Here is a 22,267-nt window from a genome sequence, read left to right on the forward strand (position 1 = left end):
GCGAGGTGCGGTCTTTCGAGCGTAAGCGGGCGTCGGCGGGGCGCGAAGTGTACGTTTCATCCACTGTTCGGCACCGATATGTACGGAGTACCCATGGAGGCCCCGCTCACCCCGCCGGTTCCGCTGGCCGCCCTGACCGCCGACCGGGAGCTGGGGCTGCGGCTCCTCGCGGGGCCCGCCGACGCGGACGTGTACGGGGTGCACGCCTCGGAGATGGCCGACCCGTCGCCCTACCTGCTGGGCGGCGAGCTCCTCCTGACGGCCGGGGCGGGGCTCGCGGGCGCGGCTGCCCCGGGCGCGGCTGCCCCGGGCGGGGCTGCCCCGGGCGCGGGGGAGGCGGGCACGGGTGTGGCTCCCGGGGGCGCGGCTCCCGGGGATCCCGGCGCTCCGGGGGGCGCGGATTCGGCGGATCCCGCGGAGTACGTGGCCCGGCTGGTCCGGGCCGGAGTGGGTGCGGTCGGGTTCGGGGTCACCCCGGTGCACGAGACGGTGCCGCCGGCCCTCGTGGAGGCCTGCGAGCGGTACGGGCTGCCGCTGGTGGAAGTCCCGCCGGGCACCCCCTTCACGGCGGTCGGCCGGGCGGTCTGGCGGCTGATGGCCGAGGCCCGGACCCGGGAGCTGCGCCGGGTGACCGAAGCGCAGCAGTCCCTGGCGTCGGCCGCCGCCCGCCCCCACCCGGTGGCGGCGGTCCTGTCCCGCCTGGCGGCCAGCCTGAACGGCTGGGCGGCCCTGCTGACCCCGCCGCCGGGAGCGGGCGCCCGGGACGGCGCGGTCCCGGGACCGGCCGGAAGCCCCCACACGGACGCCGCGGCCGGTCCGGGCCCCGAGGACGCGGGCGGAGGCCGGGCCGGCACGGACACGGCCCGAACGGGCCCGTCGGGTAGCCGCGTCACCGGCACGCCCCCGGGCCCGACCGGCACGGGCACGGCGGCCGCGGGCACGGCCCGACCCGGCCCGGCGGCTACCCGCATGACCGGTACGCCCCCGGCCCCGGCCGGGGGTGGGGTGCGCCCGGTCGGCGGCGTGGCCGGGGCCGGGGCGGATCCGGGGGAAGGGGTGCGGGGTGCGCTGGCGGGGCTGGCGGCGCGGGTGGCGGCCGGGGGTGTCGCGACGGCCACCGACACCCTGGGCGGCACGCACCTGGCGGCGTACGCCGTGGGCGGCGGCCGGGCGCTCGCCCTCGCCACCCCGTCCCGGGCCCCGGGGGACCACACCATCGCCTCGGTCGCCGCCGTACTGCTGACCCTGCTCACCGCGAGCCGCCCGGCGGGGGACGAGGCCGCCTCCCTGACCCGGCTCCTGCTGGACGGCGATCCGGCCGGGGCGCTCTCCCCCGGGCCCTGGTACGCCGTGCACGCCCGGGGCGGCGGGGACCCGCAGGCGCTGGCCGCCGCGCTGGGCACCGTACTGCTGGACCCGCGCGGGGACGGCGTACGGCTGCTGACCGACCGGGATCCCGCCCCCCAGCCCGGCTGGCGGCTCGGGGTGAGCGCCCCCGCCGCGCCCGCCGGGCTGGGCACGGCCGGGGCCCAGGCGCGCCGGGCGCTGGAGCGCGCGGAGGCGGCCCGGACCCCGCTGGCCCGGCACACCGAGCCCGGCCTCGCGGGCCTGGTCGGCGAGGCGGAGGCGCGGGCGCACGCGGAGGCCCTGCTCGGTCCCCTCTCCCCCGCGCTGCGGGACACCCTGCGCGCCTGGCTGGCCCACCACGGCAGCTGGGACCGCACCGCCGCCGCCCTCGGCGTCCACCGCAACACCGTCCGCCAGCGCGTCGCCCGCGCCGCCGGGCTGCTGGGCGTCGACCCGGACGACCCCGACACCCGGATGGACCTGTGGTTCGCCCTGCGGCACGAACCCGGCCCGAAGCCCCCGGCCACCCCACCACCCGCCGACCGGCCCTGACGCTCGGCCGCGCCGTCACCGGGGCCCGCCCGGCCCCCCGGAGGTCGGGCCGTCCCGGTACCACCCCGCCCTACGATGTCCGGCATGCTCGACATGTTCCGCATGTCCGGACCGGTGCGCGGCAGCGGCCACGGCTCCGGCGGGCGCCTCGCGCCGGCCGCCCGGCTCCTCGTGTGCGCCGCCCTCCCCTGGTACGCGTGCGTGTGGCTCGGTACGAGCACGGCCCCGGTGGCGGCCGCGCTGCCCGCCGTACTGATCCTGCGCGGGGACCTGTTCGCGGCGCCGCGGGCGGCCCTGGAACGCCTGGTCGGGGTGGCCGTCGGGGTACTGCTGAGCGTGGCGGTCCTGCACTGGCTGCCCACGGGCCCGCTGTCGTTCCCGGTCCTCCTGGTGTGCGCCTGCGCCGGGATGTACCTGCTGCGCCACGGGGGCTCCCCCAACCAACAGGTGATCATCACCGCCCTGGTGATCTACTCCACGCCGGTGCCCGGGTACCCCCTGGCCCGGCTGGTGGAGAGCGCGGTCGGCATCGCCGTCGTGGCGCTCCTCGGCCCGCTGCTCTGGCCTCCGGACCCGTACCGGGAGACGGCGCTCGGCCTGGAGGAGTACCGCGCCGGCCTCGCCGACCGCCTCGCGCGGACCGCCGCCCGCGCCGCCGCGCCCGCTCCGGCCGGCGTTCCCGCCGCCGCTCCCGTGGCCGCCTTCGCCCTGTGGCACCGCCCGTACGAACTGTCCGCCGCGCTGGAGCGCACGGCCGGGCGGGTGCTGCTGCTGCCTCCCCGGCGGGATGCGGCCGGGCAGGCGGGCCCGCTGCGGCCGCGCCTGCGGCTGGCGGCGCGGACGGCCCCGGCCCTGCAGTTCCTCACCCGGGAGGTGGAGACCCGGCCCGCCGCCGACGACGCGTCGGCGCGCGCCATGGCCCCGCTGATCGAGGCGACCGGCCGGGCGCTGGACGAGGCCCTGCGGGGCGGGCCCTGCGCGGACCGGCTGCGCGCGGCCCGGGAGCTCGAAGCCGCGCACCGGGCCGCGCACCCCGGCGCCCGCGACGCCGTGCTGCGCGCCGGGATCCACCTCACCCAGCAGGTGCTGGCCGAGCACCTCGGCCCCGCCGCGGACTGAGCGCACCCGCCCGGCCCGCCCGCCACACCCCGTCGCGGCGGCAGCGTGCTGCTCCTCACTCTGGACAGGGAGAACAACCCGCCGGTAACTTAATCTGAGCAAGCGCTTAGGCATAAGCAATCATTCGAGCAACCACGACGGCGCACGACCACCCCCGCGAGAGCGGGCGGCGGTTCAGCCGCAGAGAGGGGCCGGCTGTGCGCCGTACCGTTTTCGACGAGGACCACGAGGCGTTCCGCGAGACCATCCGCGCCTTCATCGAGGCCGAGGTCGTCCCCGTCTACGACGAGTGGTTCCAGGCCGGCCAGGCCCCGCGCGACTTCTACTACAAGCTCGGCGAGCTGGGCGTCTTCGGGATCAACGTCCCCGAGGAGTTCGGCGGCGCGGGCCTGGACACCCACAAGTTCGAGGCCGTCCTGTACGAGGAGACCTCGCGCGCCGGCGTGAACTTCGGCGGCTCCGGCGTGCACGTGCTGCTCGCCCTGCCCTACATCAAGATGCTCGCCACCGACGAGCAGAAGAAGCGCTACCTGCCGAAGTTCGTCTCCGGCGAGGAGATGTGGGCCCTCGCGATGACCGAGCCGGGCACCGGCTCCGACGTCGCGGGCATGAAGACCACCGCCAAGCTCTCCGAGGACGGCACGCACTACGTCCTCAACGGCTCCAAGACCTTCATCACCGGTGGCGTCCACGCCGACCGCGTGATCGTCTGCGCCCGCACCTCCGCCCCGGGCGAGCAGGACCGCCGCTTCGGCATCTCCCTCTTCGCCGTGGACACCAAGTCCGAGGGCTACTCCATCGGCCGCAAGCTGGACAAGCTGGGCCTGCGCACCTCCGACACCGCCGAGCTGGCGTTCGTCGACGTGAAGGTGCCGGTCGAGGACCTGCTCGGCGAGGAGAACAAGGGCTTCTACTACCTCGGCGCGAACCTGCCCTCCGAGCGCTGGGGCATCGCCTTCGGCGCGTACGCGCAGGCCAAGGCCGCCGTCCGGTTCGCCCAGCAGTACGTGACCGACCGCACCGTCTTCGGCAAGCCGGTCGCGCACTTCCAGAACACCAAGTTCGAACTGGCCTCCTGCCAGGCCGAGGTGGACGCCGCCGAGGCGGTCGCCGACCGCGCCCTGGAGGCCCTGGACGCCGGCGAGCTGACCGCCGCCGAGGCCGCCTCCGCGAAGCTGTTCTGCACCGAGGTCGCGCACCGCGTCATCGACAAGTGCCTCCAGCTGCACGGCGGCTACGGCTACATGAACGAGTACCCGATCGCCCGCCTGTACGCCGACAACCGCGTGAACCGCATCTACGGCGGCACCAGCGAGGTCATGAAGTCCATCATCGCCAAGTCGATGGGCCTGTAAGGGACTTACCCTTCCCCCCATGAACGAGGCACTGACGACGCTGCTCGATCTGCTCGACCTGGAGCGGATCGAGGAGAACATCTTCCGCGGTACCAGCCGTTCGGCGCTGGTACCGCGCGTCTTCGGCGGTCAGGTCGCGGCCCAGGCGCTGGTCGCGGCCGGGCGCACCGTGCCCGAGGACCGCACGGCGCACTCGCTGCACTCGTACTTCCTGCGCGCCGGTGACCCCGGCGCGCCCATCGTCTACTCCGTGGACCGGATCCGCGACGGGCGCTCCTTCACCACGCGCCGGGTCGTCGCCGTCCAGCACGGGCAGCCGATCTTCCACCTCTCGGCGTCGTTCCAGACGTACGAGGAGGGCCTCGACCACCAGGCCGTCATGCCCTCCGCCCCGGATCCGGAGACCCTGCCGACCGCCGAGGAGTCACTGCCCGCGTACCGGGAGACCTTCCGGGACCCGGGCACGGTGGAGCGGCTGATCGACGCGCGGGCCGCCGTGGACCTGCGGTACGCGACGACCCCGCCGTGGGGCAGCGTCGGCGAGCCGGTCGAACCCCGCTCCCAGGTGTGGTTCCGCACGGCGGGCAAGCTGGAGGGCGCCGATCCGCTCCTGCACACCTGCCTGGCCACGTACGTCTCGGACATGACCCTGCTGGACTCGGTGCTGCTCGCGCACGGCCGGGGCGGCTGGGCGGTCGGCGACGTGGTCGGCGCCTCGCTCGACCACGCCATGTGGTTCCACCGGCCCTTCCGCGCCGACGAGTGGCTCCTGTACGACCAGGAGTCCCCCTCGGCCGCGGCCGGCCGGGGCCTGGGCCAGGCCCGCATCTGGACCCAGGATGGCCGCCTCGCGGTGACCGTCATCCAGGAGGGCGTCGTCCGCGTACCGCGGGCCTGACGGTTCGGCGGGCCGGGTGTCACTGACCACCGGGCCCGCGTCGCGGACATAACGTCACCACATGTCCGAAAAATCCGAGAGCGTCGGCACCGTCGTCGTCGCCACCGCCACCAACCTCGGAATCGCGGTGGCCAAGGCGGTCGGCGGGGTCGTCAGCGGGTCCAGCGCGATGTTCTCCGAAGCCGCGCACTCGGTGGCCGACACGGTGACGGAGCTGCTGCTGCTGACCGCCCTCAAGCGCAGCGCCCGGCCGGCCGACGAGGCGCATCCCCTGGGATACGGGCCCGAGCGCTACGTGTGGGCGCTGCTCGCCTCGGTCGCGACCTTCGTCGGCGGCGCGGTCTTCGCGTTCTACGACGGCGTCCACACCCTGGTCCACGGGGAGCAGCCGGGCGATCCGACGGTCTCGTACGTCATCCTCGCCGTCGCCTTCCTGCTGGAGGGCTACTCGCTGCTGGTGGCCCGGCGGCAGATGACGGGTGAGGCGGAACGGCTGCGGGTGCCGCTGGGCCTGTACGTGAAGCACACCCCGGACACGGCGGTGAAGGCCGTCCTGCTGGAGAACGTGGCCGCGCTGATCGGGCTCGTACTGGCGGCGGGCGGCCTGCTGGGGGCGCAGCTGACGGGATCCGGGGCGTACGACGGCGTGGCCTCGCTGCTGATCGGCGCCCTGCTGGTGGCGGTGGCCTGGGAGCTGGGGCGCTCGAACGCGCAGTACCTGATCGGGCGACCGCTGCCCGCCGGGATGCGGGCGGAGGTCCGCGAGGAGCTGCTGACGGTGCCGCACATCGAGGGGGTGCTGGAGCTGACGACCCTGGTGCAGGGCCCCGACGAGGTGCTGATCGCCGCGAAGATCGACTTTCACGACCTGGCGTCGGCCCGCCAGGTGGAGGCGGCCTGCGAGGACGCCGAGGACCAGCTCCGCGAGCGCTTTCCGGCGATCCGCCGCGTCTACCTGGACCCGACGCCCTGGCCGGCGACCGGGCCGACGGCAGGACCCTCGACCGGACCGGCGACCGGGCCGACGGCCGGACCCGCGACCGGACCCGTGGCCGGGCCGACATCCGGGCCCGCAACCGGGCCCGCAACCGGACCGACGACCGGACCGACGACCGGACCGACGTCCGGACCCCCGACCGGGCCGACGGCCGGACCGGCGACCGGACCCGCGTCGGCGCCGCCTCCGGGCCGGGCGGGCCCGGCCGGGCCGGACGGCCCCTGACCGGCCGGGTGGCGGCGGGGTCAGGCGGTGAGGCCGGCCGTCGCGAGGAGGTAGGCGACCATCGGGTCGTAGTAGCGGGGGTCGCGGACGTGGTCGTCCAGCGGGACCGCCACCTGGAGGGTGCCCTCGGCCTCGCCGAGGAAGAGCGCCGGGTCGTTGCAGTCCGCGTACCCGACGGCGTCGAGCCCGCGCTGCGCGGCGCAGCCCGCCCAGCCGTGGTCGGCGACGACCAGGTCCGGCTGCGGGCGGCCCTCCGCCGCGAGGCCGTCCAGGATCGCGGCCATCGGCGCCGGGGAGTGGGTGTGCCACAGCGTGGCCCCGCGCTCCAGCACGGCGATGTCCGCGAACTGCCACACCGACCCCTCGTCGGCGGTCAGCCCCTGCGGGATCCGGACGATCTCGCAGCCCGCGGCGCGCAGGGCGTCGGCGGTGGCGCGGTGGACGTCGAGCAGCCCGCCCGGGTGCCCGGTGGCCAGCAGCACGCGCTGGCGGTCGGACGCGGCCTTGCGCAGCCGGGCGGCCAGCCGGTCCAGGCCCGCGACCGTCAGCTCCGGGTCGATGGTGTCCTGGCCGGAGCGGTGCTCGGGGTCGTCGACGACCCCGCACCGCTCCGCCATGACGGCCAGGACGTCCTGCTCGTCCGTCCAGCGGTCGCCGAGCTCCAGGCCCAGCCAGTAGTGGCGGTCGCCGTTGGCGAGCTTGCGGTAGTGGCTCAGGTTGTTCTCGCGCGGGGTGGCCACCTCCCCCGCGATCCGCGTACGGACGAGGTGTTCGACGAGTTCGGCGCGGCTGGGTACGGGCGTCTCTATCGGCATGCGGCCCATTCTGCCGCCGCTGGGCCGGAGTCGTCCGTTCCGCCCCGGCAGCCGCAGCACCCGCCTCACCCCGACAGCGCCCCGAAGGCGCCGTCGGCGAGCCTGCGCAGCAGGGACTCGGTCGCGTCCCGGCCGAGGACCGCCAGATGCGGGGTGGAGTTCAGCAGCCCGAAGACCGCGTGCACGCAGACCCGTACCTCCGTCTCGCCGACCTGGGGGTGCAGCTCCCGTACGACGGCCACCCACAGTTCCACGTACTGGCGCTGGAGCTGGCGCACCAGCTTGCGGTCGGCCTCGCGCAGCCGGTCCAGCTCCCGGTCGTGGAGGGTGATCAGCGCCCGGTCGTCCAGCGCGAAGTCGATGTGGCCCTCGACGAGGGAGGTCAGCACCTCGCGCGGGTTCCCGCCGGCCTCCTCGACCCGCCGCCGCCCGCCCGTCAGCAGCCGCTCGCTGATGCCCACCAGCAGCTCGGCCAGCATGGCGTCCTTGCCGGCGAAGTGGCGGTACAGACCGGGGCCGCTGATGCCGACCGCGGCCCCTATCTCGTCCACTCCCACGCCGTGGAACCCGCGCTCCGCGAAGAGCCGAGCGGCCTCACGGAGGATCTGCTCGCGACGGGTGGGGGCGGCGGCTCTGGTGCTCATGGGAATCCATTCTAGACAGGGCCGTTAGCGCTCGTTAACCTGGGCGCATACGCGTTAACGGTCATTAACAAGCGTGCACCGAGCAAGGGAGCTCGACCGATGCAGCAGGCACCAGTGCTGACGAGCGCCGCGGACCCGGCGTCCGAGGCCTGGCGGACCAATGAGGCCGCCCACCGCGAGCTCGCCGAGGGCCTGCGCTCCCGGCTCGACGCGGCCCGGCTCGGCGGCGGGGAGAAGGCCCGCGCCCGCCACACCGCCCGCGGGAAGCTGCTTCCCCGCGACCGCGTGGACGCCCTCCTGGACCCCGGGTCCCCCTTCCTGGAGCTGGCCCCGCTGGCCGCCGAGGGGATGTACGGGGGCGCGGCGCCGGCCGCGGGCGTGATCGCGGGCATCGGCCGGGTCAGCGGCCGCGAGTGCGTGATCGTCGCCAACGACGCCACCGTCAAGGGCGGCACGTACTACCCGATGACCGTCAAGAAGCACCTGCGGGCCCAGGAAGTGGCCCTGGAGAACCGTCTCCCCTGCCTCTACCTGGTCGACTCCGGCGGCGCCTTCCTGCCCATGCAGGACGAGGTCTTCCCCGACCGCGAGCACTTCGGCCGCATCTTCTACAACCAGGCCCGCATGTCGGGGGCCGGCATCCCGCAGATCGCCGCCGTCCTCGGCTCCTGCACGGCGGGCGGCGCGTACGTCCCCGCGATGAGCGACGAGGCCGTCATCGTGCGCGGCCAGGGCACCATCTTCCTCGGCGGTCCGCCGCTGGTGAAGGCCGCCACCGGCGAGGTGGTCACGGCCGAGGAGCTGGGCGGCGGCGAGGTCCACTCCCGCGTCTCGGGAGTGACCGACCACCTCGCCGAGGACGACGCGCACGCGCTGCGGATCGTACGGAACATCGTGGCGACCCTGCCCGACCGCGGGGCCCTGCCCTGGTCGGTCGAGGCGCCCGAGGAGCCCAAGGTCGACCCGTCCGGTCTCTACGGCGCGGTCCCCGTCGACTCCCGGACCCCCTACGACGCCCGCGAGGTCATCTCCCGGATCGTCGACGGCTCCCGCTTCCAGGAGTTCAAGTCCGAGTTCGGCCAGACCCTGGTCACCGGCTTCGCCCGGATCCACGGCCACCCGGTCGGGATCATCGCCAACAACGGCATCCTCTTCTCCGAGTCCGCGCAGAAGGGCGCCCACTTCATCGAGCTGTGCGACCAGCGCGGCATCCCCCTCCTCTTCCTCCAGAACATCTCCGGCTTCATGGTCGGCCGGGACTACGAGGCGGGCGGCATCGCCAAGCACGGCGCCAAGATGGTCACGGCCGTGGCCTGCGCCCGGGTCCCCAAGCTCACGGTGGTCGTCGGCGGCAGCTACGGCGCGGGCAACTACTCGATGTGCGGGCGGGCCTACAGCCCCCGCTTCCTGTGGATGTGGCCCAACGCCAAGATCTCCGTGATGGGCGGGGAGCAGGCCGCCTCCGTCCTGGCCACGGTCAAGCGCGACCAGATCGAGGGCGCGGGCCAGGAGTGGCCCGCCGAGGACGAAGAGGCCTTCAAGGCCCCGGTCCGCGCCCAGTACGAGGAACAGGGCAACGCCTACTACGCCACCGCCCGGCTCTGGGACGACGGGGTCATCGACCCGATGGAGACCCGGCAGGTGCTGGGACTGGCCCTGACCGCGTGCGCGAACGCCCCGCTGGGCGACCCCGCTTTCGGCATCTTCCGTATGTGACGTGATGTGACGTGAGGACCTCTTCGATGTTCAGCACTGTTCTGGTCGCGAACCGGGGCGAGATCGCGGTACGGGTCATCCGCACGCTGCGGCAGCTCGGCATCCGCTCCGTGGCCGTCTTCAGCGACGCCGACGCGGACGCCCGGCACGTACGGGAGGCCGACACGGCCGTCCGGATCGGCCCGGCGGCCGCCACCGAGAGCTACCTGTCGGTGGAGCGGCTCCTGGACGCCGCCCGCCGCACCGGCGCCGAGGCCGTCCACCCCGGCTACGGCTTCCTCGCGGAGAACGCCGGCTTCGCCCGGGCCTGCGCCGACGCCGGGCTGGCCTTCATCGGCCCGCCCGCGAGCGCCATCTCCCTGATGGGCGACAAGATCCGGGCCAAGGAGACGGTGAAGGCGGCGGGCGTGCCCGTGGTCCCCGGCTCCTCCGGAAGCGGTCTCACCGACGCCGAGCTGGTCTCCGCGGCCGAGGAGATCGGCATGCCCGTCCTGCTGAAGCCCTCCGCCGGCGGCGGCGGCAAGGGCATGCGGCTGGTCCGCGACGCGGCCGTGCTGGCCGAGGAGATCGCCGCCGCCCGCCGCGAGGCGAAGTCCTCCTTCGGCGACGACACCCTGCTCGTGGAGCGGTGGGTCGACCGGCCCCGGCACATCGAGATCCAGGTGCTGGCGGACGCGCACGGCAACGTGGTCCACCTCGGGGAGCGCGAGTGCTCCCTCCAGCGGCGCCACCAGAAGGTCATCGAGGAGGCCCCCTCGGTCCTGCTCGACGAGGAGGTCCGTGCGGCGATGGGCGCGGCGGCCGTGGAGGCGGCCCGCAGTTGCGGGTACGTCGGCGCGGGCACCGTGGAGTTCATCGTGCCGGGCGGGGACCCGTCCTCGTACTACTTCATGGAGATGAACACCCGCCTCCAGGTCGAGCACCCGGTGACCGAGCTGATCACGGGCCTGGACCTGGTGGAACAGCAGCTGCGGGTGGCGGCGGGGGCTCCCCTGGGATTCGGGCAGCAGGACGTGCGGCTGACCGGCCACGCCATCGAGGCCCGCGTCTGCGCCGAGGACCCGGCCCGCGGCTTCCTGCCGTCCGGCGGTACGGTCCTGGCCCTGTCGGAGCCGGAGGGCGGGGCGGTGCGCACCGACTCCGGGCTGACGGCCGGCGTGGACACCGGCTCCACCTACGACCCGATGCTGTCGAAGGTCATCGCGTACGGACCCGACCGGGCCTCGGCCCTGCGGTCCCTGCGGGCGGCCCTGGCCGACACCGTGATCCTGGGCGTCCAGACCAACACCGGCTTCCTGCGCAGGCTCCTGGCCCACCCGGACGTGGTCAGCGGGGACCTGGACACGGGTCTGGTCGAACGCGACCTGCAGGCCCTGCTCCCGGAGGGGGTCCCGGCCGAGGTGTACGCGGCGGCCGCGCTGCTGGCGGCGGCCCGGCCCGCCCGGCCGCGGGGCTGGGCCGACCCGTTCGACGCCGCCGACGGCTGGCGCCTGGGCGGGACCCCGGCCTGGACGGTGCACCACTTCCGCCTCCCCGGCCGGGACCCGGTGGAGGTCCGCACCCGCCCGTCCGGGACCGGTACGGAGCTGCTGCTCGCCCCGGACGGCGACGGCCCCGGCGCCTGCGCCACGGGCCGGATCGTGGCCCGCACCGGCGACCTGGTCACCGTCGAACTGGACGGCGTCACGCACCGGTTCAGCCACGCCGCCTCCCCGGAGGGGACCTGGCTCGGCCGCGACGGCGACGCCTGGCACGTGCAGCGGCACGACCCCGTCGCCGCCCTGCTCGGCGGGGCCGGCCGGACCGGCGCCGACACCCTCGCCGCGCCGATGCCCGGCACCGTCACCGTCGTCAAGGTGGCCGTCGGGGACAAGGTGGCGGCGGGCCAGAGCCTGCTGGTCGTCGAGGCGATGAAGATGGAGCACGTCATCTCCGCGCCGCACGCCGGCACCGTCACCGAACTCGACGTCACCCCGGGCACCACCGTCGCCATGGACCAGGTCCTGGCCGTCGTCACCCCGGACGAGGAAGAGGAGGGCGACCGGTGAACGGACTGCCCATGACCGTCCCGGCCCCCGGGCTGCCGGCCCGGGTCCGCATCCACGAGGTCGGCGCCCGCGACGGCCTCCAGAACGAGAAGACGGCCGTACCCACCGCCGTCAAGGCCGAGTTCGTCCACCGCCTCGCCGCCGCCGGTCTGACGACCGTCGAGGCGACCAGCTTCGTGCACCCCAAGTGGGTGCCCCAGCTGGCGGACGCCGAGGAGCTGTTCCCGCAGCTGCGGGACCTGGCCGGGGTGCACCTGCCGGTCCTCGTCCCCAACGAGCGCGGCCTGGACCGCGCGCTGGCGCTCGGCGCGGACCGCATCGCCGTGTTCGGCTCGGCCACCGAGACCTTCGCCTCCCGCAACCTGAACCGGACCGTCGACGGGTCCCTCGCCATGTTCGAGCCCGTCGTGGCCCGCGCCAAGGAGAGCGGGGCGCACGTGCGCGGCTACCTCTCCATGTGCTTCGGCGACCCCTGGGAGGGCCCGGTCCCGGTCCACCAGGTGGTCCGAGTCGCCAAGGCCCTGCTCGACCTCGGCTGCGACGAGCTCAGCCTCGGCGACACCATCGGCGTCGCCACCCCGGGCCACGTCCAGACCCTCCTCAGCGAGCTCAACGAGGAGGGCGTGCCCACCGACCGGATCGGCGTGCACTTCCACGACACCTACGGCCAGGCGCTGTCCAACACCCTCGCCGCGCTCCAGCACGGGGTGACCACCGTCGACGCCTCCGCGGGCGGCCTCGGCGGCTGCCCGTACGCGAAGAGCGCCACCGGCAACCTCGCCACCGAGGACCTGGTGTGGATGCTCGACGGCCTCGGCATCGAGACCGGGGTCGACCTGGCCGCCCTCACCGCCACGAGCGTGTGGATGGCCGAACAGCTGGGCCGTCCCAGCCCCTCCCGTACCGTCCGCGCCCTCTCCCACAAGGAGTAACGAAGATCATGGCCCTCGACCACCGGCTCACCCCCGAGCACGAGGAACTCCGCCGCACCGTCGAGGCGTTCGCCCACGACGTCATCGCCCCGAAGATCGGCGACCTGTACGAGCGCCACGAGTTCCCGTACGAGATCGTCCGCGAGATGGGCCGCATGGGCCTGTTCGGCCTGCCCTTCCCGGAGGAGTACGGCGGCATGGGCGGCGACTACCTCGCCCTCGGCATCGCCCTGGAGGAGCTGGCCCGCGTCGACTCCTCGGTCGCCATCACCCTGGAGGCGGGCGTCTCGCTGGGCGCCATGCCGCTCTACCTCTTCGGCTCCGAGGAGCAGAAGCGGCAGTGGCTGCCCAAGATGTGCTCCGGGGAGGTCCTGGGCGCGTTCGGCCTGACCGAGCCCGGCGCGGGCAGCGACGCCGGCGGCACCCGCACCACCGCCGTCAAGGACGGCGACGAGTGGGTCATCAACGGCTCGAAGTGCTTCATCACCAACTCCGGTACGGACATCACCGGTCTGGTCACCGTCACCGCCGTGACCGGGCGCAAGGCCGACGGCCGTCCGGAGATCTCCTCGATCATCGTCCCGTCGGGCACCCCCGGGTTCACGGTCGCCGCGCCCTACTCCAAGGTCGGCTGGAACTCCTCGGACACCCGCGAGCTGTCCTTCGACGGCGTCCGCGTCCCGCTGGCCAACCTGGTCGGCGACGAGGGCCGCGGCTACGCCCAGTTCCTGCGGATCCTGGACGAGGGCCGCATCGCCATCTCGGCGCTCGCCACGGGCCTCGCGCAGGGCTGCGTGGACGAGTCGGTCAAGTACGCGAAGGAACGACACGCCTTCGGCAAGGCGATCGGCGACAACCAGGCCATCCAGTTCAAGCTGGCGGACATGGAGATGCGCGCGCACATGGCCCGCATCGGCTGGCGCGACGCGGCCTCCCGCCTGGTGGCCGGGGAGCCGTTCAAGAAGGAGGCGGCGATCGCGAAGCTGTACTCCTCGACCGTGGCCGTGGACAACGCCCGTGACGCCACGCAGATCCACGGCGGCTACGGCTTCATGAACGAGTACCCCGTGGCCCGCATGTGGCGGGACTCCAAGATCCTGGAAATCGGTGAGGGCACGAGCGAGGTGCAGCGCATGCTCATCGCCCGCGAGCTGGGCTTCGCCGGCTGACGGACCTCCCGCGACGCGCGGGGAACGGCAAGGGGACCCAAGAAAATTAGGGTCCCCTTACTGTTTTCGGCCAAGGTTAGGCTAACCTTCCCCCGAACGGTCACACCCCCGGTGGCCGCCCCTGCGCGTACGAAAGCGGACATCGACATGCCCAAGCCCGGAACCTCCTTCCTCTCCCGTCGCGGACTCGTCGCCGCGGGCGGCGCCCTCGGCCTCGTCGCGGCGCTCAGCGCCTGCGGCGGCAACACCGGCACGGCGAAGGACGGCGCGGGCGACAAGGGCGGGGCCTCCGCGGCCGCTTCCGGCCCCTGGACGTTCAAGGACGACCTCGGCAAGGACGTCAGCACCAAGTCCACGCCGAAGAACATCGTCGCCTTCACCGGCACGGCCGCCGCCCTCTACGACTACGGCGTCCAGGTCAAGGGCGTGTTCGGCCCGACCAAGCTCGCCGACGGCAAGCCCGACCCGCAGGCCGGCTCCATGGACATCTCCAAGGTCGAGATCCTGGGCAACGTCTACGACGAGTTCAACGTCGAGAAGTACGCGGCCCTGCGGCCCGACGTGCTGCTGACCAACACCTGGGACGGCTCGTACTGGTACGTCCCCGCGGCCTCCAAGGACAAGATCCTGAAGCTGGCCCCGGCCGCCGCGATCGCCACCGGCAGCGACGCCTCGATGGACAAGGCCCTCGCCCGCACGGCGGAGCTCGCCCAGTCCCTCGGCGCCGACCCGAAGAACCAGAAGACCGTCGACGCCAAGGCCCGCTTCGAGGCCGCCGCCGCCAAGGTCCGCGAGGCCACCAAGGCCAACCCGGGCATCAAGGTGCTCGTCGGCTCGGGCGACCCGGACCACCTCTACGTCTCCACCCCGAAGACCTCGGCCGACCTGAAGTACTTCGAGTCCCTCGGCGTGGAGTTCGTGACCCCGGACAACCTCGACCAGGGCAGCGTCTTCTTCGAGAGCCTCAGCTGGGAGAACGCCGCCAAGTACAAGGCCGACGTCATCCTGCTCGACAACCGCACCGGCACCCTGCAGAACGAGCAGCTGACGAAGGAGAAGCCCACCTGGGCCGCGCTGCCCGCCGTCAAGGCCGGCCAGGTCGCCCCGCGCGTGACGGAGCCGATCTACTCGTACGAGAAGTGCGCGCAGCTCCTGGAAGACCTCGCGAAGACCGTCCAGAACGCCAAGAAGGTCAGCTGACCACCGCCGCTCCGGCGAAAATCCCAGGGGGGATCCTCCGCATGACCGCCACCGAATCCGCCGCGCACTTCGGCTTCTTCACGCTCGAAGTCCTGCGCACGCGGCGCCTCGGCCACTCGTTCCTGCGCGTCACCTTCGGCGGGGAGTCCCTCGCCGGCTTCCGGTCGGGGGGCTTCGACCAGAGCCTCTCGCTCTTCCTGCCGCCCGGGCACCGGGAGCACACCGAACTCCCCTCCACCGCCGAGGACACCTGGTTCGCCGAGTGGCGGGGGATGCCGGAGGAGGAGCGGCCCGTGATGCGCTCGTACACCGTGCGCGAGCAGCGGCGCACGCCCGACGGCGCGGACGAGGTCGACATCGACTTCGTCCTGCACGGGGACTCCTCCCCGGCCTCCCGCTGGGCGGGCGGGGCGGTGACCGGCCGCCGGATCATGGCGATCGGCCCGGCCGTCGCGGAGAACAAGTCCGTACGCTTCCAGCCACCCGCGGGCACCGACGCGGTGCTGATGTACGCGGACGAGACGGCCCTGCCGGCCGCCGCGGCGATCCTGGACCGGCTCCCCGCCGGAACCGCGGTGAAGGCCTGGTTCGAGGTCCCGCACGAGGACGACCGGATCGCCCTGGCGACCCGGGCGGACGCGGACGTCACCTGGATCGTGCGCGAGAAGGGCGCCGGGCGGGAACGGACCGAAGAGGTCGTGGAGCGAGTGCGGGCGAGCACGCTGCCCGCCGCCGAGGCCCCGTACGCCTGGATCGCGGGCGAGGCCGGCACCATCCGCGCGGTACGCCGCCACCTGGTGCAGGAACGTTCCGTCGACCGGCGCGCGGTGCGGTTCACCGGCTACTGGCGCCTCGGCGCGAGCGAGGAGCAGCTGCTCGCCGAGGCGTACGCGGGCAAGGCCGCCAGCGAGGACCCCGCGTCCGAGCTGTAGCAACACGCGCGCCACAACCGGCATTTGGGAGAAGGGCCCCGGCAGTCGCCGGGGCCCTTCTCCATTTGGCCGAATGATTAGGTTAGGCTAACCTAATCATTACACCCCACCCGCTTCTCCCCCTGCCCGGAGGAAAGTTGATGCGCTCGCATCTGCTGAACGAGACGACCGCGGACCTCTACCGGCGCTCCGTCACCGAGGGCGTCGACCGCGTCGCCGCCAAACTCGCGACCACGGAACAACCCCACACCGGCATATCCGTCGACGAGCTCGCCCCGGTCATCGCCTCGATCGACCTCGACACCCCGCTGGCCGACACCGCGGCCGCACTCGACGAGCTCGAAGGCGTCTACCTCCGCGACGCGGTCTACTTCCACCACCCCCGCTACCTGGGCCACCTCAACTGCCCGGTGGTCATCCCCGCGGTGGTCGGCGAAGCGGTCCTCTCGGCCGTCAACTCCTCGCTCGACACCTGGGACCAGTCCATCGGCGGCACGCTCATCGAGCGCCGCCTGATCGACTGGACCGCCCGCCGCATCGGCCTGGGCGAGGGCGCCGACGGCATCTTCACCTCCGGTGGCAGCCAGTCGAACTTCCACGCGCTGCTCCTGGCCCGCGACGAGGCCTGCCGCATCGTCATGAAGCGCGCCCTGGACGAGGGCGTCGAGCTCACCAAGGCCGAACTGCTGCCGAAGCTGCGCATCTTCACCTCCGAGGCCAGTCACTTCAGCGTCCAGAAGTCGGCCGCCATGCTCGGCCTCGGCTACGAGGCGGTCATCTCCGTCCCGGTCGACCGCAACCGCCGCATGGACACCTCGGTGCTCGCCCTGGAGCTGGAGAACCTCGCCTCCGAGGGCCTCTTCCCGATGGCCGTCGTCGCCACCGCCGGCACCACCGACTTCGGGTCCATCGACCCGCTCCCCGAGATCGCCCGCCTGGCCTCCGAGCACTCCGCGTGGATGCACGTGGACGCCGCCTACGGCTGCGGACTGCTGGTCTCCCCCACCCGCCGGCACCTCCTCGACGGCATCGAGCGCGCCGACTCGGTCACGGTGGACTACCACAAGTCCTTCTTCCAGCCGGTGAGTTCCAGCGCGATGCTGGTCCGCGACCGCGACACCCTCAAGCACGCCACGTACCACGCGGACTACCTCAACCCGCGCCGGATGGCCGAGGAGCGGATCCCGAACCAGGTGGACAAGTCGATCCAGACCACGCGCCGTTTCGACGCCCTCAAGCTCTGGATGACCCTGCGCGTCATGGGCGCCGACGGCCTCGGCTCGCTCTTCGACGAGGTCATCGACCTGGCCGCGGCCGGCTACGAGGTCATCGAGGCCGACCCGCGCTTCGAGGTCGTCGTCCGCCCGCAGATCTCCACCCTGGTCTTCCGCTACGTCCCCACCGACGGCGAGTACCGCGCGGACCTCCTCGACGAGGCCCAGCTGCACGCCCGCAAGGCCCTGTTCGCCTCCGGTGAGGCCGTCGTGGCCGGCACCAAGGTGGACGGCCGCCAGTACCTGAAGTTCACCCTCCTCAACCCGCAGACCACGACGTCCGACATCGCGGCCGTCCTCGACCTCCTCGCCGCACACGCCGAGCAGTTCCTGGGAGAATCCCTTGCCGTCCACCGTTAAGCCCCGCGACTTCATCGGCATCGGCCTCGGTCCCTTCAACCTGGGACTCGCCTGCCTGACCGCGCCGATCGACGAGCTCGACGGCCTCTTCATCGAGTCGAAGCCGCACTTCGAGTGGCACGCCGGCATGTTCCTCGACGGTGCGCACCTGCAGACGCCGTTCATGTCGGACCTGGTCACCCTCGCCGACCCGACCTCGCCCTTCTCCTTCCTGAACTACCTGAAGGACAAGGACCGGCTGTACTCCTTCTACATCCGGGAGAACTTCTACCCGCTGCGCGCCGAGTACAACGACTACTGCCGCTGGGCCGCCGACCGGCTCGACAACGTCCTGTACTCCACCTCGGTCACCGAGGTCACCTACGACGAGGCCGCCGGTCTCTACGAGGTCCACACGGACAAGGGCGAGACCCACCTCGCCCGCCGCCTGGTCCTGGGCACCGGCACCTCGCCCCACGTCCCGCAGGCCTGCGGGGACCTCGGCGGCGACTTCCTGCACAACTCGGCCTACATGCAGAACAAGGCGGAGCTGCAGAAGAAGAAGTCGATCACCCTGATCGGCTCCGGCCAGAGCGCGGCCGAGATCTACTACGACCTCCTGGCCGAGATCGACGCGTACGGCTACCAGCTGAACTGGGTCACCCGCTCCCCGCGCTTCTTCCCCCTCGAATACACCAAGCTGACGCTGGAGATGACCTCCCCGGAGTACGTGGACTACTTCCACGCCCTCCCGGAGGACACCCGCTACCGCCTGGAGACCCAGCAGAAGAACCTCTTCAAGGGCATCGACGGCGACCTGATCAACGAGATCTTCGACCTGCTCTACCAGAAGAAGATCAGCATGCCGGGCCCCGTCCCGACCACCCTGCTGACCAACACCTCCCTGAACAGCACGGCGTACGACACCACCACGGGCACCTACACCCTGGGGCTGCGCCAGGAGGAACAGGAGCGGGACTTCTCCCTCTCCACCGAGGGCCTGGTGCTCGCCACCGGCTACAAGTACGTCGTACCCCGGTTCCTGGACCCGGTCCGCGACCGGCTGAACTTCGACGGCCACGGCCGCCTCGACGCGGGCCGCAACTACAGCGTGGACACGACCGGCCGGGGCGTCTACCTCCAGAACGGCACGACCCACAACCACTCCATCACCTCGCCCGACCTGGGCATGGCCGCGTACCGCAACGCGTACATCGTCGGTGAGCTGCTCGGCCGCGAGTACTACAAGGTCGAGAAGTCCATCGCGTTCCAGCAGTTCGCGGCCCCGGAAGGCACGCACGCATGAGCACCACCACCGAGATCCTCTTCACCCGCACCGACGCCGTCCTCGGGACCTTCGCGATCCGTCCCCTGGACCCGTTCGCCGACGCGGAGCTGCTGCACGGCTGGGTCACCGACCCGAAGGCCGCGTTCTGGATGATGCAGGACGCCACCCTCACCGAGGTGGAGCGCGAGTACGTGCGCATCACCACGCACGAGCACCACCAGGCCTTCATCGGCCTGCACGAGGGCCGGCCCGCCTTCCTCATGGAGAGCTACGACCCGGCGCACCTGGAGCTGGTCGGCCTGTACGACGCCGAGCCCGGCGACGTCGGCATGCACTTCCTGGTCGCCCCGACCGACACCCCGGTCAGCGGGTTCACCCGCGCCGTGATCACCACGGTGATGGCCTCGCTCTTCGCCGACCCGGCGAACCGCCGCGTCGTCGTCGAGCCGGACGTCCGCAACAAGGCCGTCCACGCCCTCAACGAGGCCGTCGGCTTCGTCCCCGAGCGCGAGGTCGTCAAGCCGGAGAAGACCGCCCTGCTCAGCTTCTGCACCCGCGAGCAGTTCGAGGCCACCCAGCAGGAGTCGATATGAGCCTGTCCGACGCCATCTCCCACCTCTCCCCGGAGCTGTGGGCCCGCGCGAACCGCGCCCTGGTCCGCAAGGCACTCGCCGAGTTCTCCCACGAGCGCCTGCTGACCCCGAAGCTCCTGGACTCGGGCCTGTACTCGGTCCTCAGCGACGACGCCACCGTCGAGTACCGCTTCGCCGCGACCCTCCACGCGCTGGACCACTGGTCGGTGGACGAGGAGTCCATCACCCGCCACCGTGACGGCGGGCCGGCCGAGCTGGACGCCCTCGACTTCCACATCGAGCTCCGGGAGACCCTGGGCCTGAGCGCGGAGGTCCTCCCCGTCTACCTGGAGGAGATCTCCTCCACCCTGGCGGGCTCGGGCTACAAGTACACGAAGCCGCAGGTCTCCTCCGCCGTCCTCGCGAAGTCCTCCTTCCAGGACATCGAGACCGGCATGACCGAGGGCCACCCCTGCTTCGTCGCCAACAACGGCCGTCTCGGCTTCGGCGTGCACGAGTACCTCTCGTACGCCCCGGAGACCGCGAGCCCGGTCCACCTGGTGTGGGTCGCCGCCCGCAGGGACGTGTCCACCTTCACGGCGGGCGCGGGCCTGGACTACGACGCCTTCGTCCGCGAGGAGCTCGGCGAGGACGCCCTCACGCTCTTCTCGGCGAAGATGGCCTCCCTCGGCCTGGACCTCGCGGACTACCACCTGCTGCCCGTGCACCCCTGGCAGTGGTGGAACAAGACCACGGTCACCTTCGCCGCCGAGATCGCCAACCGCCGCCTGGTCCTGCTGGGCGAGGGCTCCGACGCCTACCTGGCGCAGCAGTCGATCCGCACCTTCTTCAACACCACCACCCCCACGAAGCACTACGTGAAGACCGCCATCTCGGTCCTCAACATGGGCTTCATGCGCGGCCTTTCGGCGGCGTACATGGAGGCCACCCCGGCCATCAACGACTGGCTGCACCAGCTGATCGAGAACGACGAGGTCCTGCGGTCCGTCGACTTCTCGATCATCCGCGAGCGCGCCGCGATCGGCTACCACCACCGCCAGTACGAGCGCGCGACGGACCGCTACTCCCCGTACCGCAAGATGCTCGCCGCGCTGTGGCGCGAGTCCCCGGTGAACTTCGTCGAGGGCGACGAGCGGCTGGCGACGATGGCCTCCCTCCTGCACGTGGACGCGGACGGCAAGTCGTTCGTCGGCGCCCTGATCGAGGAGTCGGGCCTCACCCCGGCCGAGTGGCTGGCCTCCTACCTCCGGGCCTACCTCGTCCCGCTCCTGCACTGCTTCTACCAGTACGACCTCGCGTACATGCCGCACGGCGAGAACACCATCCTGGTCATCAAGGACGGCGTCGTCCAGCGAGCGATCTTCAAGGACATCGCCGAGGAGATCGTGGTCATGGACGCGGACGCGGTCCTGCCGCCCGCGGTCGAGCGGGTCCGGGCGGACATCCCGGAGGACATGAAGCTGCTGTCGGTCTTCACGGACGTCTTCGACTGCTTCTTCCGCTTCCTCGGCCCGATCCTCGCCACCGAGGGCATCTGCGAGGAGGACACCTTCTGGAAGGCCGTGGCCGACTGCGCCCACGCCTACCAGGACTCGGTCCCGGCCCTCGCTGACCGCTTCGAGCGCTACGACCTCTTCGCGCCGGAGTTCCAGCTGTCCTGCCTCAACCGCCTGCAGCTGCGCAACAACAAGCAGATGGTCGACCTCGCCGACCCGTCGGCGGCCCTCCAGCTGATCGGCACCCTCAAGAACCCCGTCGCGCCCTTCACCCGGCGCTGACGGCCCCGGGCCGGCACTCCCCGAACACGGTCCCTTCGGGGAGTGCCGGGCCTGCTACCGGGCGGCAGCCAGCCGCGCGAACACCAGCTCCAGCACGCCGACGGTGTCCAGCCGCGCCAGGCCACCGGTCATGCCGTCCAGGAACACGACGCTGCCGTTGTGGTTGTGCGCGTACAGCAGGTGCCCGCTGACCTCGGTGCCGCCGATCACCCGCCGCACCCACACGACGCCCTGGGTGTCAGGCCCGGTCTCCTCGGCCCGCCGGATCACCTCGTCCCAGCTCCCGCAGCGGATCTGCTCGGAGGTCGGGAAGTACCGCTTGAGCAGCAGCTCCCACCACCCCGGCGCCTCGTGCGCGGGCTGCCACGGCAACGGCGTCGACGGCGCCCCGGCGATGGCGGCGGCCACGGTCACGACACACCCGCGCGAGTTCAACCGCCGCGCCTGGACCTCGGGGTCCCGCCTCTCGGGGGCCTGCGTGTACGCGGCCACGTCGCCCCACGGATCGTTGGAGGCGGGGTGGAAGGGCGTCCCCGGCCGCTTGGGCACGACCAGGGAGGCGGCCAGCATCGGCGTCCGCGGATACCCCGGCTGCTCAGTGGTCCGGCAGGCGAACAGCCACGTCCCCGCGTCCTCGGCGATCGGCTCGATGCCCACCAGCTCGACGAGCCCGTGGTACGTGTCGAGAAGCCACTGCAATGCCTTCTGCCACGGCTCGGCCTTGTTCGTCTTGCCCCTGCCCGCCGTGTCCCAGCCGCCGTGGCGCACATAAGCGAAGTACTCGTCGAGCGGCAGGTGGGTCGGGGGAAAGCGCACGGCCGCCCCGTCCTTCGGCACGAGTACCGCCTTCTCCATGGGCCCCACCCACGGATCCCCGGCATCGATGCTCTCCTGGGAGTCGATCCTGATGATCCAGGCCAGCTCGTTCTCTTCGCTGAGTTCCGGCTGTACGACAAGCGTCCAGGGGCCGTGTGCGAACGCCTGCTCGAGATAGGGCCTGGCCGCCTCGACGGCCTCGTTCAACGTGAGCATTTCTGATCCCTGAC

17 protein-coding genes and 1 pseudogene are annotated in these 22,267 nt (G+C 72.5%); 15 read left to right on the forward strand and 3 right to left on the reverse strand.

Features of this window, described 5'->3' with window-relative positions; translation table 11 throughout:
- Positions 1–93 precede the first annotated feature (93 nt).
- From ABZW32_RS24720 to ABZW32_RS24740, 5 genes and pseudogenes are all read left to right on the forward strand, one after another.
- Positions 94–1,899, forward strand: a complete 1,806-nt coding sequence (locus ABZW32_RS24720; protein WP_356219384.1) for a helix-turn-helix domain-containing protein — start codon at positions 94–96, stop codon at positions 1,897–1,899.
- 84 nt (positions 1,900–1,983) lie between these two features.
- Positions 1,984–3,018: an FUSC family protein gene (locus ABZW32_RS24725; protein WP_356219386.1), complete on the forward strand. Its 1,035-nt coding sequence runs from the start codon at positions 1,984–1,986 to the stop codon at positions 3,016–3,018.
- Positions 3,019–3,215: 197 nt separating this feature from the next.
- Positions 3,216–4,373: an acyl-CoA dehydrogenase family protein gene (locus tag ABZW32_RS24730; RefSeq protein ID WP_030229495.1), complete on the forward strand. Its 1,158-nt coding sequence runs from the start codon at positions 3,216–3,218 to the stop codon at positions 4,371–4,373.
- Positions 4,374–4,392: 19 nt separating this feature from the next.
- Positions 4,393–5,271, forward strand: coding sequence for an acyl-CoA thioesterase II (locus tag ABZW32_RS24735; RefSeq protein ID WP_280915151.1), 879 nt, complete (start codon positions 4,393–4,395; stop codon positions 5,269–5,271).
- A gap of 61 nt (positions 5,272–5,332) precedes the next feature.
- A pseudogene (locus ABZW32_RS24740) lies at positions 5,333–6,241 on the forward strand (cation diffusion facilitator family transporter); the annotation flags it as partial.
- 272 nt (positions 6,242–6,513) lie between these two features.
- On the opposite strand, the gene ABZW32_RS24745 reads toward ABZW32_RS24740, so the two are convergent.
- The gene (locus ABZW32_RS24745; protein WP_356219390.1) at positions 6,514–7,317 is read right to left on the reverse strand and encodes a phosphatase; all 804 of its coding nucleotides are present in this window, start codon (positions 7,315–7,317) and stop codon (positions 6,514–6,516) included.
- Between the two features lie 56 nt (positions 7,318–7,373).
- A complete protein-coding gene (locus ABZW32_RS24750) occupies positions 7,374–7,952 on the reverse strand; it encodes a TetR/AcrR family transcriptional regulator (protein WP_266839146.1) in 579 nt (192 codons plus the stop codon).
- A 99-nt stretch (positions 7,953–8,051) separates the two neighbouring features.
- Here ABZW32_RS24750 and ABZW32_RS24755 point away from each other — a divergent pair, with 99 nt between their 5' ends.
- The 10 genes from ABZW32_RS24755 to ABZW32_RS24800 all read left to right on the forward strand — a co-directional run bounded on the left by ABZW32_RS24755 (position 8,052) and on the right by ABZW32_RS24800 (position 21,221).
- A complete protein-coding gene (locus ABZW32_RS24755) occupies positions 8,052–9,668 on the forward strand; it encodes a carboxyl transferase domain-containing protein (RefSeq protein ID WP_356219393.1) in 1,617 nt (538 codons plus the stop codon).
- Between the two features lie 26 nt (positions 9,669–9,694).
- On the forward strand, positions 9,695–11,716 hold the full coding sequence (locus tag ABZW32_RS24760) for a biotin carboxylase N-terminal domain-containing protein (protein ID WP_356219395.1): 2,022 nt from the start codon (positions 9,695–9,697) through the stop codon (positions 11,714–11,716).
- Between the two features lie 11 nt (positions 11,717–11,727).
- On the forward strand, positions 11,728–12,648 hold the full coding sequence (locus tag ABZW32_RS24765) for a hydroxymethylglutaryl-CoA lyase (RefSeq protein ID WP_356219466.1): 921 nt from the start codon (positions 11,728–11,730) through the stop codon (positions 12,646–12,648).
- A gap of 8 nt (positions 12,649–12,656) precedes the next feature.
- Positions 12,657–13,817: an acyl-CoA dehydrogenase family protein gene (locus ABZW32_RS24770; RefSeq protein ID WP_356219398.1), complete on the forward strand. Its 1,161-nt coding sequence runs from the start codon at positions 12,657–12,659 to the stop codon at positions 13,815–13,817.
- A gap of 147 nt (positions 13,818–13,964) precedes the next feature.
- Positions 13,965–15,017, forward strand: coding sequence for an ABC transporter substrate-binding protein (locus ABZW32_RS24775; protein WP_356219401.1), 1,053 nt, complete (start codon positions 13,965–13,967; stop codon positions 15,015–15,017).
- A gap of 41 nt (positions 15,018–15,058) precedes the next feature.
- Positions 15,059–15,949 (forward strand): siderophore-interacting protein, encoded by an 891-nt coding sequence (locus tag ABZW32_RS24780; RefSeq protein WP_356219404.1) that lies wholly within the window; start codon positions 15,059–15,061, stop codon positions 15,947–15,949.
- Positions 15,950–16,089: 140 nt separating this feature from the next.
- The gene (locus ABZW32_RS24785) at positions 16,090–17,583 is read left to right on the forward strand and encodes an aspartate aminotransferase family protein (protein ID WP_356219406.1); all 1,494 of its coding nucleotides are present in this window, start codon (positions 16,090–16,092) and stop codon (positions 17,581–17,583) included.
- Positions 17,567–18,868: a SidA/IucD/PvdA family monooxygenase gene (locus ABZW32_RS24790; protein ID WP_356219409.1), complete on the forward strand. Its 1,302-nt coding sequence runs from the start codon at positions 17,567–17,569 to the stop codon at positions 18,866–18,868. The genes ABZW32_RS24785 and ABZW32_RS24790 overlap by 17 nt, the downstream gene beginning before the upstream one ends.
- Positions 18,865–19,443 carry a GNAT family N-acetyltransferase gene (locus tag ABZW32_RS24795; RefSeq protein WP_356219411.1) on the forward strand — a complete coding sequence of 193 codons (579 nt, stop codon included), beginning with the start codon at positions 18,865–18,867 and terminating at the stop codon, positions 19,441–19,443. Before ABZW32_RS24790 ends, ABZW32_RS24795 begins: the two co-directional genes overlap by 4 nt.
- Positions 19,440–21,221 carry an IucA/IucC family siderophore biosynthesis protein gene (locus ABZW32_RS24800; protein ID WP_356219413.1) on the forward strand — a complete coding sequence of 594 codons (1,782 nt, stop codon included), beginning with the start codon at positions 19,440–19,442 and terminating at the stop codon, positions 21,219–21,221. The genes ABZW32_RS24795 and ABZW32_RS24800 overlap by 4 nt, the downstream gene beginning before the upstream one ends.
- A gap of 54 nt (positions 21,222–21,275) precedes the next feature.
- On the opposite strand, the gene ABZW32_RS24805 is transcribed toward ABZW32_RS24800, so the two are convergent.
- Positions 21,276–22,253, reverse strand: coding sequence for a toxin glutamine deamidase domain-containing protein (locus ABZW32_RS24805; protein WP_356219416.1), 978 nt, complete (start codon positions 22,251–22,253; stop codon positions 21,276–21,278).
- Positions 22,254–22,267 lie beyond the last annotated feature (14 nt).

Source organism: Streptomyces sp. NPDC004667 (assembly GCF_040609475.1).
Classification (GTDB): domain Bacteria; phylum Actinomycetota; class Actinomycetes; order Streptomycetales; family Streptomycetaceae; genus Streptomyces.